This is a genomic window from Streptomyces argenteolus (genome assembly GCF_042902585.1).
Lineage (GTDB): Bacteria > Actinomycetota > Actinomycetes > Streptomycetales > Streptomycetaceae > Streptomyces > Streptomyces argenteolus.
This window is the reverse complement of record NZ_JBIBEG010000007.1, coordinates 126,467-140,494: the sequence shown is the minus strand read 5'-3', so window position 1 is coordinate 140,494 and position 14,028 is coordinate 126,467. Positions and strand designations below refer to the sequence as shown.

Below are 14,028 nucleotides of genomic sequence, written 5' to 3'. Positions count from 1 at the left end.
CACGAAATCGGCCGGGAGACTCCGGAGTGTCCGCGTGAGTTCCCGGGGAGCTGTTCGAGACGCTCCAAGCTCGGGGCCGGATTCCTGTGGGGTTACGTGCCCTTGTACCGATCGGTAGCAACCAAGACTGGTTAGCTCCTGCAGAACGTAGCGAGGGGAACCCGTACATGACCGGCTCACGTGTCGTGGCGCTCGGCCACTATCAGCCCGCCAAGGTCCTCACCAACGACGACCTGGCGGCCATGGTCGACACCAGCGACGAGTGGATCACCAGCCGGGTCGGCATCAGGACCCGGCACGTGGGCGGCCCCGACGAACCCGTGGACGAGCTCGCCGCGCACGCCGCGGCCAAGGCGCTGGCGACGGCGGGACTCCAGCCCGCCGACATCGACCTGGTGCTCGTCGCCACGTCCACGGCGATCGACCGTTCCCCGAGCATGTCCGCCCGCGTCGCCGCCCGGCTGGGGATGGACTCGCCCGCGGTGATGGACATCAACGTGGTCTGCTCCGGCTTCACCCATGCCCTGGCGACCGCCGACCACGCGATCCGGGCGGGTGCCGCCCGCCGGGCCCTCGTCATCGGCGCCGACAAGATGGGCGACATCGTCGACTGGACCGACCGCTCCACCTGCGTCCTGATGGGCGACGGGGCGGGTGCCGCCGTCGTCACCGCCGAACCTGACGGAAGCGGTGCACCCGGCATCGGCCCCGTGCTGTGGGGGTCTGTGCCCGGCATGGGCAACGCCGTGCGCATCGAGGGCACGCCCCCGCGCTTCGCGCAGGAAGGCCAGTCGGTCTACCGCTGGGCCACCACGCAACTGCCGCCGATCGCCCGCAAGGTCTGCGAACGGGCCGGGATCACCCCGGAGGATCTCGCCGCCGTGGTGCTGCATCAGGCCAACCTGCGCATCATCGAGCCGGTCGCCCGGAAGATCGGCGCGGTCAACGCGGTCATCGCCCGTGACGTGGTGGATTCCGGCAACACCTCCGCCGCCTCGATCCCGATGGCCCTGTCCAAGCTGGTGGAACGGGGTGAGGTCGAGAGCGGTGCGCCGGCCCTGCTCTTCGGCTTCGGCGGGAATCTCTCGTACGCGGGTCAGGTGATCCGCTGCCCCTGACGGAGCGAGCCGTGCGGGCGGAGGGCGAAACGCCCTCGACGCCCGTCAGGTGGCTCCGGGCCGCCGGTCCGGTGGGCCTGAAGCGCCCCGCGGTGGCATTGTGGCTCGGTAGACTGTAGACGATAAGCAATTGCCCGGCGCCCGGAGGGGGACCGCGATGTTGTCCGCAGGACTGCCGCAAGGAACGGTGCCGAAGCTGGAGCGGCCGGGACCGCTGCGTGAGCGGGTGTACGAGGCATTGCTCGAACTGATCACCACGCGCGCCCTCAGCCCCGGTCAGCATCTCGTCGAGAGCGAACTCGCGGGCCATCTCGGCGTCTCACGGCAGCCCGTCCGCGAGGCGCTCCAGCGGCTGAACACCGAGGGCTGGGTCGACCTGCGGCCCGCCCAGGGGGCGTTCGTCCACGAACCCACGGAGGACGAGGCGGACCAGCTGCTCTCGGTCCGCACCCTCCTGGAGGCCGAGGCGGCCCGGCTCGCCGCCGCGAACTCCGGGCGCCCGGGCATCGAGGCGCTGGAGGAGCTCTGCTCCCAGGGGGAGCGGGCCGTGGCCGCCGACGACGTGGACCTCGCCGTCGCGACGAACGCCGCCTTCCACGCCAAGGTCATGGAGCTGGCCGGCAACCTCGTCCTGTCCGAGCTCGCCGGTCAGGTGGACCGTCGGGTCCGCTGGTACTACACCCCGGTGGCCCGGCAGCGCGGCACCCAGTCCTGGATCGAGCACCGCGAGCTGATCGCGGCCATCGCGGCACGGGACGAACAGCGGGCGACGGAGGTCATGCGCGCGCACACCGAGCACACGCGCCAGACGTACCACCAGCGCGAACAGGGCTGATCGCGCACGCGAGGCCGGGGCCGACCACCCCGGCCTTTCGCGTGCCCGGGTGCGGGCCCGGACCCGGACCGTGGGCCTCCACGGCGCGGTGAGGAGGTGCGTCACCGATCCCGGACGCGGGGCGCCGAGCCCATCTTTGTCCTGAGTGTGGAGAAAGTTGGATCGGATTCGTGCGCAACTTCTTCCCACTCCGGTGAACCGCTGCTACGTTCCCCTCGAAAGCCCGACGGACTGGCCGATGTGGCGGGGAGGGACGCGTGAGACGCATGACGGCACGACCCGCGAACACGCATCAGGCGCGACTGCTGCGGCTGTTGCGCGACGGGGGCCCCAACTCCCGGGCGCAGCTCGGTGATCAGATCGAGCTCTCCCGCTCCAAGCTCGCCGTCGAGGTGGACCGGCTCCTGGAGACCGGGCTCGTCGTGGCCGACGGGCTCGCGGCCTCGCGGGGCGGGCGCCGCTCGCACAACATCCGGCTCGCTCCCGAACTCCGCTTCCTCGGCGTGGACATCGGCGCCACCTCCATCGACGTGGCCGTCACCAACGCCGAGTTGGAGGTCCTGGGTCACCTCAATCACCCCATGGACGTACGCGAAGGCCCCGTAGCCGTCTTCGAGCAGGTGCTGGCCATGGCGGCCAAGCTCCGGGCCTCCGGTCTCGCCGAGGGCTTCGACGGCGCCGGCATCGGCGTACCGGGACCCGTCCGCTTCCCCGAGGGTGTGCCGGTCGCACCGCCGATCATGCCGGGGTGGGACGGCTTCCCGGTCCGCGAGGCGCTCAGCCAGGAACTGGGCTGCCCCGTCATGGTCGACAACGACGTGAACCTGATGGCCCTGGGGGAGCAGCACGCGGGCGTGGCCCGCTCCGTGGGCGACTTCCTCTGCGTCAAGATCGGTACGGGTATCGGCTGCGGCATCGTCGTCGGCGGTCAGGTCTACCGCGGCACGACCGGCAGCGCCGGGGACATCGGCCACATCCAGGTGGAGCCCGACGGCCGCGCCTGTGCCTGTGGCAACAAGGGCTGCCTGGAAGCACACTTCAGCGGGGCGGCCCTGGCCCGTGACGCCGAGGACGCGGCCCGCGCCGGCCGTTCGGCGGAGCTGGCGGCCCGGCTGGACGCGGCCGGGAAACTCACCGCCGTGGACGTGGCCGCCGCGGCGGCGGCCGGCGACCCCACCGCGCTCGACCTGATCCGCGAAGGCGGCAACCGGGTCGGACAGGTCATCGCCGGACTGGTCAGCTTCTTCAACCCCGGCCTCGTCGTGATCGGCGGCGGGGTGACCGGGCTCGGCCACAACCTGCTGGCCAGCGTCCGTACCCAGGTCTACCGGCAGTCCCTGCCGCTGGCCACGGGAAACCTCCCCATCGTCCTGGGGGAGCTGGGGCCCGTCGCCGGGGTGACCGGCGCGGCCAGGCTCATCAGCGACCACCTCTTCTCGCCGGCCTGATGTCCGGGCCGGCGCGCCGTTCGGCGAGCGACACGAAGCCACCACCGTAAGCATCCGCATCCGCATCCGCACCCGCACCGCAGGACCGCCCCGCCGGAGCACAGCGCGACCGCACCAGCACAGCAGAGCCGCCCCGCAGAGCACGACGCGACCGCCCCGCGGCGCGACCGGGCCGCAGAGCCCGGAGCGACCGCCCGCACGAGCACCGCTGTACCACCCAGCAGTTCCGTCAGCAGTACGGCACCGCCGGCACTGCCCCCTGCCCGCTCACCGGCTTTCCCCCGCTCCCGGCATCGCCCGGGCAGGGGAGACCCCACTCGCCGAGGGGATTCGTCATGGCACCAGAACCGCCCCTGCTCACCATGTCCGGCATCACCAAGTCATTCCCCGGAGTGCGCGCCCTCGACGGCGTGGACCTGGAGGTGCAGGCCGGCGAAGTCCACTGCCTCCTCGGCCAGAACGGCGCCGGCAAGTCGACCCTGATCAAGGTGCTGGCAGGAGCGCACCAGCCCGACGACGGGGCCATCACCTGGCGCGGCGAGCCTGTCCAGCTCTCCTCGCCGATCACAGCGATGCGGCTGGGCATCGCCACGATCTACCAGGAACTCGACCTGGTGGAAGGCCTGTCGGTCGCCGAGAACGTCTTCCTGGGCCACGAACCCACCAGCGCGGGCTTCGTCGTCCGTACCCGCGAGGCGCGTCAGGGAGCCGCGGCCCTCCTCGAACGGCTCGGGCACCCGGAGATCGACCCCGCCCGCGCCGTCGGCGACCTCTCCGCCGCCCACCAGCAGATCGTCTCCATGGCCCGCGCGCTCTCCCACGACGTACGGCTCATCGTGATGGACGAGCCCTCCGCGGCCCTGGACCCGGACGAGGTCGACAACCTCTTCCGCATCGTCGACGGGCTGACCGCCGACGGCGTGGCCGTCGTCTACATCTCGCACCGGCTGGAGGAGATCCGCCGCATCGGCGACCGCGTCACCGTGCTCAAGGACGGGCGCGCCGTCGCCGTGGGCCTCCCCGCCAAGTCCACCCCCACCCGCGACGTCGTCGCGCTGATGACCGGACGCAACGTCGAGTACGTCTTCCCCGACCGGCCAGCGCCCGGCTCCCAGGACACGGCCGAACCCGTGCTCGTGGTCGAAGGGCTCTGCCGTGAGGGCGAGTTCGAGCCCGTCGACCTGGAACTCCGGCCCGGTGAGATCGTCGGCCTGGCGGGCCTCGTCGGCTCAGGACGGTCCGAGATCCTGGAGACCGTCTTCGGCGCACGCAAGCCGACCGCCGGCCGGGTCCTCGTCGCCGGCGCACCGCTGCGCCCCGGCAGCGTCCGCGCCGCCGTGGCCGCCGGAGTCGGCCTGGCACCCGAGGAACGCAAGGCGCAGGCGCTCCTGCTGACGGAATCCGTCACCCGTAACGTCTCGGTCTCCTCCCTGTCGCGCTTCGCCCGCGCGGGGTGGCTCGACCGAGGTGCCGAACGCAAGGCCGCACGGGCCGCCACCCGTGAACTGTCCCTGCGTCCGGACAACCCCGACGCCGCGGTCCGCACGCTCTCCGGCGGCAACCAGCAGAAGGCGGTCCTGGCCCGCTGGCTGCTACGTGGCTGCCGGGTGCTGCTGCTCGACGAACCCACCCGCGGCGTCGACGTCGGCGCCCGCGCCGAGCTCTACGCCGTGATCCGCCGGCTGGCCGACGAAGGCCTCGCCGTCCTGCTCGTCTCCAGCGAAGTGCCCGAAGTGCTGGGCCTCGCCGACCGGGTGCTGGTGCTCCGGGAAGGCCGTGTCGTGCACACGGCCGATGCCAGGGAGCTCGACGAGCACCGTGTCCTCGACCTCGTCATGGAAGGGAGCCCGACGTCATGACACAGCCCGCACCGTCGGCGCAGCACCACGGGCCGGAGAAGGGGACCGTGACCGGCCCCGCCGCCGCGCCGCCCTCGTCGAAACAGGGCGGTGGGCTGCGCGCGCTCGGCCTGCGCGCCGACGTCCGTAACCTGTCGCTGCTCGGTGTCCTCGCCGTGCTGGTCGCCGTCGGCGGTCTCACCGAACCCGACGCCTTCCTGGACACCGGGAACCTCCAGCTGATCCTGACGCAGTCCTCCGTCATCGGGGTCGTCACCGTCGGCATGACCCTGGTCATCATCGGCGGCGGCATCGACCTGTCGGTCGGCGCGATGGTCGCCCTCGCCTCCGTCTGGGCGACGACCCTCGCCACCCAGGACTTCGGCTTCGCGGGAGTCCTCTTCACCGCCGTGGTCGTCGGCCTCGCCGCCGGTCTCGTCAACGGGGTCCTCATCGCCTACGGGCGCATGGTCCCCTTCATCGCGACCCTGGCCATGCTCGCCTCGGCGCGTGGGCTCGCCCTGCAGATCACCGACGGCAAGACCCAGATCGTCACCGTCCAGTCCGTCCTGGACCTCGGACTGCCCGACAGCTACGTACTGGGCATCCCGCCGCTGGTCCTGGTCTTCGCCGCGGTCACCGTGGCGGGCTGGCTGATCCTGAACCGGACGACCTTCGGGCGCCGTACGGTCGCCATCGGAGGCAACGCGGAGGCGGCCAGGCTCGCCGGCATCGACGTCCGCCGCCAGCGGCTCTACCTCTACCTGCTCTCGGGCCTGTGCTGCGGCATCGCCGCCTTCATGCTCGTCATCCTGTCCGGATCGGGCCAGAACACCAACGGCAACCTGTACGAACTCGACGCCATCGCCGCGGCGATCATCGGCGGCACCCTGCTGAGCGGCGGACGGGGCACGATCGTCGGGTCCGTGCTCGGCGTCCTGGTCTTCACGACGATCACCAACATCTTCGCTCTGAACAACCTGCAGAGCGATGTCCAGCAGATCGCCAAGGGCGCCATCATCGTCGCCGCCGTGCTCGTCCAGCGCCGCACACTGCGGGACGGCGAGACCTGAGCACCTGCTCCGTGACAGAGCACTGATCACCCACCCGCTGTTCCGTACGCACGCACCGGATGAAGGGTTTGACAGCCATGCCAGAAACCAGCCGCAGAGGACTGCTCTTCGGCACCGCGGCCGTCTCCGCGGGAGCCTTCCTCACCGCCTGCACGAGCAACGAGCCCAAGGAGAAGGCGGTCGCCCAGAGCAACCAGCCCGCCGCCGACGACAAACCGGGCGCCCCCGTCACCATCGGATTCGCCGGACCCCAGGCCGACCACGGATGGCTCAACGCCATCAACGTCAACGCCAAGTCGCGGGCCGAGAAGTACTCCGAGGTGACCTTGGAGATCACTGAGGGCTCCAACGACACGGCCGCTCAGATCGGCCAGGTCAAGACCCTGATCAACAAGAAGGTCGACGTCCTCGTCATCCTGCCCGCCGACGGCAAGGCGCTCACCCAGGTCGGTCTGGAGGCCATGAAGGCGGGCATCCCCGTCGTCAACCTGGACCGCATCTTCGCCTCGCCGCAGGCCTACCGCTGTTGGGTCGGCGGGGACAACTACGGCATGGGCCTCAACGCCGGGCACTACATCGGCGAGCAGCTGAAGGACATGGCGAACGCGAAGGTCGTCGAGCTGGCAGGCATCGACAACCTGGAACTGACCAAGCAGCGCAGCCAGGGCTTCGCCGACGCGCTGAAGAACTACTCCAACATCAAGCTGGTGGCCCGTCAGGCCGCCGACTTCACCGTGGAGTCGGGCCAGGCCAAGATGGCGCAGCTCCTCCAGGCGCAGAAGCAGTTCGACGCGCTGTGGAATCACGACGACGACCAGGGCGTGGGCGCGCTGCGGGCCATCCAGCAGGCCGGCCGCGACGAGTTCATCATGGTCGGCGGGGCCGGCGCGAAGTCCGCCATGGACGCCATCAAGGCGGACAACAGTGTCCTGAAGGCCACTGTCCTCTACCCGCCCACGATGGCCGCGTCCGCCATCGACCTGGCCCGCGCACTGGGTCAGAACAAGGGTGTCGCCGGCCTCTCCGAGATGGAGATCCCGACCTCGCTGACCCTGTACTCGGCCGTGGTCACGAAGGAGAACATCGACCAGTACCTGCCGACCGGCTTCAGCTGATCCCGCACCGCCGCCGCCCCCGAACCACCGACGAGGAGGAAGCCCGCATGGCCCGTAGGGAAGAGACGGAGCAGGAGACCGAAGCACCGCCGCCGACGGCGACGCTCGGTGTCGGCATGGTCGGATACGCCTTCATGGGCGCCGCCCACTCGCAGGGGTGGCGCACCGCGGGCCATGTGTTCGACCTGCCGGTGAGACCCGCTCTCGCCGCGATCTGCGGACGCGACCGTACGGCCGTCGAGGCCGCCGCCGCCCGGCACGGCTGGGCGGCGGCGGAGACCGACTGGCGCGCGCTGATCGCCCGCGACGATGTGCAGCTGGTGGACATCTGCACGCCGGGCGACAGCCATGCGGAGATCGCCATCGCGGCACTGGAGGCGGGCAAGCACGTGCTGTGCGAGAAGCCGCTCGCCAACACGGTCGAGGAGGCGGAGGCGATGGCGGAGGCCGCGGAGCGGGCAGCGGCCCGCGGCCAGGTCGCGATCGTGGGATTCAACTACCGCAAGGTGCCCGCCCTCACCTACGCACGCGCGCTGATCGAGGAGGGCCGGCTGGGCACCCTCCGGCACGTGCGGGCCACCTACCTCCAGGACTGGCTCGTCGATCCCGAATCGCCGCTGACCTGGCGACTCGAGCGCGAGCACGCAGGCTCCGGCGCGCTGGGAGACCTCGGGGCGCACATCGTGGACCTCGCCCAGTACCTGGCGGGGGAGCCGCTGGCCGGGGTGTCGGCGGTCAGCGAGACCTTCGTACGGGAGCGGCCCGTGCTCGCCGGTCCGGCCGCCGGGCTCTCGGGCACCGCGGACGGCACCGCACGGGGGGCCGTCACCGTCGACGACGCCGCGCTGTTCACGGGCCGCATGGCCTCCGGGGCCCTCGCCTCCTTCGAGGCGACCCGGATGGCGGCGGGCCGCAAGAACGCCCTGCGCCTGGAGATCAACGGCGAGCTGGGGTCGATCGCCTTCGACCTGGAACGGCTCAATGAGCTCTCCTTCCACGACCACACGGAGCCCGCCGTGTCCGCGGGCTTCCGCCGGATCCTGGTCACGGAACCGGAACACCCCTACCTGGAGGCGTGGTGGCCGCCGGGGCACGGACTGGGATACGAGCACACCTTCGTCCACCAGGCCCGTGACGTCGTGCGCACGATCACCGAAGGACGCGCCCCCGTCCCGTCGTTCGCCGACGGACTCCAGGTGCAGCGGGTGCTCGCGGCAGTCGAGGAGAGCGCCGCCAAGAACTCCGCGTACACCCCGATCCCCTTCTAGGAGGTTGTGCACATGCCCCGTCCCTTCACCCTCTTCACCGGCCAGTGGGCCGACCTGCCTCTCGAGGAGGTCTGCCGGCTCGCCCGGGACTTCGGCTACGACGGTCTCGAACTCGCTTGCTGGGGAGATCACTTCGAGGTCGACAAGGCCCTGTCGGACCCCGGTTACGTCGCCGGGCGGCGGGAGCTGCTCGACAAGTACGGCCTCGCCTGCTGGGCGATCTCCAACCATCTGGTCGGCCAGGCGGTCTGCGACAGCCCGATCGACGAGCGCCACCAGGGCATCCTGCCCGGCCGCATCTGGGGGGACGGGGAGGCCGAGGGCGTACGCCGGCGGGCCGCCGAGGAGATCAAGAACACCGCGCGCGCGGCTGCCGCGCTCGGGGTCGACACGGTCATCGGCTTCACCGGCTCGTCCATCTGGCACCTGGTCGCCATGTTCCCTCCGGTACCACCGCACATGATCGAACGCGGTTACGAGGACTTCGCGGAGCGGTGGAACCCGATCCTGGATGTCTTCGACACCGAGGGGGTGCGTTTCGCCCACGAGGTGCACCCGAGCGAGATCGCGTACGACTACTGGACCACGCACCGTGCCCTGGAGGCGGTCGGCCACCGTCCGGCCTTCGGGCTGAACTTCGACCCGAGCCACTTCGTGTGGCAGGACCTCGATCCGGTGGGCTTCCTGTACGACTTCCGTGACCGCATCTACCACGTGGACTGCAAGGAGGCCCGTAAGCGCCTCGACGGACGCAACGGCCGTCTCGGCTCCCACCTGCCGTGGGGCGACCCCCGGCGCGGCTGGGACTTCGTCTCGGCCGGGCACGGCGACGTCCCCTGGGAGGACGTGTTCCGGATGCTGCGGTCGATCGGCTACCAGGGTCCGGTCTCCGTGGAGTGGGAGGACGCCGGAATGGACCGGCTGACGGGAGCGCCCGAAGCGCTGGCGTCGCTGAAGCGTTTCGATTTCGACCCGCCGAGCGCGTCCTTCGACGCGGCGTTCGGCGGCGGGGAGTAAGGGGCCCGGCGCCTCGCGGGGACGGCACACCGGGCCCGCGTCCCGATCGCGGGCCCTGACCCGCACGCCCCGGACCCACGCGCCCCTGCCCCGCACGCCCACCGCGTCCCGATCGCCGGCCCCGCCCGGTCCAGCCGTGCCGCGCCCCGGCCGCCCGCCTCGGCGGGCAGTGCCCGGAGCGGCCCGCTCCGCCCGCGCGGGGCCGGCGGTCGGGGCAGCGGTGAACCCCGCCCGCCAGGGCCAGGGGCCGGTTCGGCGTGCCCTCGAACGGCTTTGTCCTCACGCGGGTAAAAGCTCAACCCAACTCCTGCGCAAGGGCTTTCCGACGGGGACGAACCCGGCTACCGTCCCCAACGTGTACACGACATGACTCGCGTCACCGGGGCCCCGACAGCCCCGTGGACGAGCGCGGCAGTCCCCGCGCGGAACGGCAGAACGCACCCGCCCGAACAACCGGCACACTCCGGAGGACGCACGTGCACAGAAGCAGCAGACGGCTCCGCGCCCGAAAAACACTCGCCCTCTTCACCGGCGGACTGCTCGCCGCCGCGACACTCACCCTGAGCTCCTCGCCCGCCGCGACCGCGGACACCGCGCAGGCGACGGCCGCGCAGGACGCGGCCGAGGACTTCCAGCAGGTCACGCTCGCCAAGGGCGCGGCCGAGACCGGCGAACCCATCTCGCTGGCGGTGCTCCCCGACCGCAGCGTGCTGCACACCTCGCGCAGCGGCGAGCTGCGGATCACGGACAGCGCCGGCAACACCCGGATCTCCGGCACCATCCCGGTCTACTCTCACGACGAGGAAGGGCTCCAGGGCATCGGCGTCGACCCCGACTTCGCCGAGAACCGCGCCATCTACCTCTACTACGCGCCCCCGCTGGACACCCCCGCCGGTGACGCTCCGGAGAACGGCACCGCGGCCGACTTCGCCAAGTTCGACGGAGTCAACCGGCTCTCGCGCTTCGTCCTCAACGAGGACGGCACCCTCGACAACGCCAGCGAGAAGAAGGTCCTCGACGTCCCGGCCACCCGTGGCATCTGCTGCCACGTGGGCGGTGACATCGACTTCGACGCGCAGGGCAACCTCTACCTCTCGACGGGTGACGACTCCAACCCCTTCGCCTCCGACGGCTTCTCGCCGCTGGACGACCGGGACGGGCGCAATCCCGCCTTCGACGCCCGGCGCACCGCGGGCAACACCAACGACCTCCGCGGCAAGATCCTCCGTATCAAGGTCGCCGACGACGGCTCGTACACCGTCCCCGAGGGCAACCTCTTCGCCGCGGGCACGGACAGGACGCGCCCCGAGATCTACGCCATGGGCTTCCGCAACCCCTTCCGCTTCAGCGTGGACAAGGCCACCGGCATCCTCTACGTCGGTGACTACGGCCCCGACGCGGGTGCCGCCGACCCGAACCGCGGACCGGCCGGACAGGTCGAGTTCGCCCGGGTGACCGAGCCGGGCAACTTCGGCTGGCCGTTCTGCACCGGCGACAACGACGCCTTCAACGACTATGACTTCGCGACGGGCACCTCCGGCCCCGCCTTCGACTGCGCCGCCCCGAAGAACGAATCGCGGTACAACACCGGCCTGGTCGACCTGCCGCCGGCGCAGGCCGCCTGGATCCCGTACGACGGCGCGTCCGTGCCCGAGTTCGGCACCGGTTCCGAGTCCCCGATGGGCGGGCCCGTCTACCGCTACGACGCGGACCTCGACTCGCCCGTGAAGTTCCCCGAGGAGTACGACGGGGACTTCTTCGCGGGGGAGTTCGGCCGACAGTGGATCAAGCGCATCGAGCAGGACGCCGACGGTGGCGTCCAGTCCGTCAACGACATCCCGTGGACCGGGACGCAGGTGATGGACATGGCCTTCGGACCCGACGGCGCGCTGTACGTCCTGGACTACGGCCTCTCCTGGTTCGGCGGCGACGAGCACTCCGCGCTCTACCGCATCGAGAACGCCACCGGCGGACGCTCGCCCATCGCGGAGGCGTCCTCGAACAAGACCTCGGGCGTCGCACCGCTCAAGGTGAAGTTCTCCTCGGCCGGAACCACCGACGGTGACGGCGACGCCCTGACGTACGCCTGGGACTTCGGGGACGGCGGCACGTCCACGGCGGCCGACCCCACCCACACGTACAAGAAGAACGGCACCTACACCGCCACCGTCACCGCCAAGGACCCCTCGGGGCGCACCGGTTCGGCGAGCGTGCACGTCACCGTCGGCAACACGGCGCCCACCGTCGTCCTGCAGACCCCGCTGGACGGCCAGCTGTTCGAGTTCGGTGACGAAGTGCCCTTCAAGGTGAGCGTGACCGACCCGGAGGACGGCACGATCGACTGCACCAAGGTCGAGGTCAAGTTCACCCTGGGCCACGACAGCCACGGGCACGACATCACCACCGAGCACGGCTGCGAGGGCACCATCAAGACGGCCATGGAGGGCGGCCACGACCCCAACGCCAACATCTACGGCGGCATCTCGGCCTCCTACACCGACGGCGGAGGCGGCGGCCAGGCCGCACTGACCGGCCGTGACCAGGCGCAGCTCCAGCCGCGCCACCGTCAGGCCGAGCACTTCAGCGACTCCTCGGGCATCAGCACGCCGGGCAAGGCCAGCGCCCACGGCGGCAGGACCGTCGGGGACATCGACAACAACGACTGGATCTCCTTCGAGCCGTACATCCTCGACGGCGCCACCAAGCTCACCGCCCGTACCTCGTCGGCGGGCGCGGGAGGCTTCCTGGAGGTGCGGGCCGGGTCGCCGACCGGCAAGATCCTCGGTTCGGCACCGGTGCCGGTGACCGGCAGCTGGGACTCCTTCCAGGACATCGACGTGCCGCTGCGCGGCGCACCGAAGAAGGTCACGGAACTCTTCCTGGTCTTCAAGGGCGGAGCGGGAGCGCTGTACGACGTGGACGACTTCGAACTCTCCGACAGCCCGGTGGACCGGACCGCCAAGCGCGTCCTGGTCTTCTCCAAGACGGGCGGCTTCCGGCACGACTCGATCCCCGCGGGCATCGCCGCGCTGAAGGAGCTGGGCAAGGACACCAACATCACCGTCGACTCCACGGAGGAGGCCGGCCAGTTCACGACCAGCAACCTGGCGCGCTACGACGCCGTCGTCTTCCTGTCGACGACCGGTGACGTCCTGAACGCCGACCAGAAGAAGGCCTTCGAGAACTTCGTCTCCACCGGCGGCGGTTACATGGGCATCCACGCCGCGGCCGACACGGAGTACGACTGGGAGTTCTACGGCGGTCTGGTCGGGGCCTACTTCCACTCGCACCCGCAGATCCAGCCGGCGACCGTCCGTGTGGAGAACCACGACCACCCGGCGACCGCCCATCTGGACGAGGCCTGGGACCGCACCGACGAGTGGTACAACTACCGCACCAACCCCCGGGACAAGGCCCAGGTCCTCGCCACGCTGGACGAGACCACCTACACCGGCGGCACCATGAAGGGCGACCACCCCATCTCCTGGTGCCAGGCGTACCAGGGCGGGCGGTCCTTCTACACCGGACTCGGCCACACCAAGGAGTCCTACGCCGAACCCGCCTTCCGCCAGCACCTGCTGGGCGGACTGCGATACGCGGCGGGGCAGGTGAAGGCCAACTGCAAGCCGGACACCGGCTACCGGTCGATCTTCAACGGCAAGACGCTCGAAGGATGGAAGCAGGCGGGCCCGGGCACCTTCGACGTCGTCGACGGTGAGCTGCGCTCGCAGGGCGGAATGGGCCTGCTGACCTACCAGGCCAAGGAACTGAAGTCGTACTCGCTGAAGCTCGACTGGAAGATGGCGGGCGACGACAACTCCGGTGTCTTCGTGGGCTTCCCGGAGTCCGACGACCCGTGGTCCGCGGTGAACAACGGCTACGAGGTGCAGATCGACGCGACGGACGCCGCCGACCGCACGACCGGGGCCGTCTACACCTTCAAATCCGCCAACATCAAGGCCCGTGACCAGGTTCTGAGGCCGCCCGGCCAGTGGAACAGCTACGAGATCAAGGTCCAGGGCGAACGGCTCCAGGTCTTCCTCAACGGAGTCAAGATCAACGACTTCACCAACACCGACCCGGCCCGAAGCCTGAAGAACGGCTACATCGGCCTCCAGAACCACGGAGCCGACGACCAGGTGTCCTTCCGCGACATCCAGCTGAAGGAGCTGCCCTCCACGTAGGGCGGTACCTCCTGCGCCGGCGGGCGGGGGAAGCACAGCCATCCCCCCCCCCCCCCCCCCCCCCCCCCCGCCCCCCCCCCCGGGCCCCCCCGCGCCCCCCCCCCCCGGCGGCCGCGGGGGGGGGGGGAGGGG

The 14,028-nt window shown here is 70.8% G+C and carries 9 protein-coding genes; all 9 read left to right on the top strand.

The features are described 5' to 3' along the window. Positions 1-167: 167 nt before the first annotated feature. On the top strand, positions 168-1,118 hold the full coding sequence (locus tag ACFY8O_RS24225; protein ID WP_145810589.1) for a beta-ketoacyl-ACP synthase III: 951 nt from the start codon (positions 168-170) through the stop codon (positions 1,116-1,118). Between the two features lie 157 nt (positions 1,119-1,275). Then, complete coding sequence (locus tag ACFY8O_RS24220; protein ID WP_387905624.1) at positions 1,276-1,953, top strand: GntR family transcriptional regulator; 678 nt, start codon at positions 1,276-1,278, stop codon at positions 1,951-1,953. 266 nt (positions 1,954-2,219) lie between these two features. Further along, positions 2,220-3,401: an ROK family transcriptional regulator gene (locus ACFY8O_RS24215; RefSeq protein WP_145810593.1), complete on the top strand. Its 1,182-nt coding sequence runs from the start codon at positions 2,220-2,222 to the stop codon at positions 3,399-3,401. Between the two features lie 335 nt (positions 3,402-3,736). Next, complete coding sequence (locus tag ACFY8O_RS24210; RefSeq protein ID WP_387905620.1) at positions 3,737-5,260, top strand: sugar ABC transporter ATP-binding protein; 1,524 nt, start codon at positions 3,737-3,739, stop codon at positions 5,258-5,260. Next, positions 5,257-6,312 carry an ABC transporter permease gene (locus tag ACFY8O_RS24205; protein ID WP_145810597.1) on the top strand — a complete coding sequence of 352 codons (1,056 nt, stop codon included), beginning with the start codon at positions 5,257-5,259 and terminating at the stop codon, positions 6,310-6,312. The genes ACFY8O_RS24210 and ACFY8O_RS24205 overlap by 4 nt, the downstream gene beginning before the upstream one ends. A gap of 77 nt (positions 6,313-6,389) precedes the next feature. Beyond that, the gene (locus ACFY8O_RS24200) at positions 6,390-7,427 is read left to right on the top strand and encodes a substrate-binding domain-containing protein (RefSeq protein WP_387905617.1); all 1,038 of its coding nucleotides are present in this window, start codon (positions 6,390-6,392) and stop codon (positions 7,425-7,427) included. Between the two features lie 47 nt (positions 7,428-7,474). Then, positions 7,475-8,695, top strand: a complete 1,221-nt coding sequence (locus tag ACFY8O_RS24195) for a Gfo/Idh/MocA family protein (protein ID WP_387905614.1) — start codon at positions 7,475-7,477, stop codon at positions 8,693-8,695. A 12-nt stretch (positions 8,696-8,707) separates the two neighbouring features. Then, a complete protein-coding gene (locus tag ACFY8O_RS24190) occupies positions 8,708-9,712 on the top strand; it encodes a sugar phosphate isomerase/epimerase family protein (RefSeq protein WP_145810604.1) in 1,005 nt (334 codons plus the stop codon). A gap of 476 nt (positions 9,713-10,188) precedes the next feature. Next, on the top strand, positions 10,189-13,896 hold the full coding sequence (locus tag ACFY8O_RS24185) for a ThuA domain-containing protein (protein WP_387905611.1): 3,708 nt from the start codon (positions 10,189-10,191) through the stop codon (positions 13,894-13,896). The last annotated feature ends 132 nt before the right edge of the window (positions 13,897-14,028 follow it).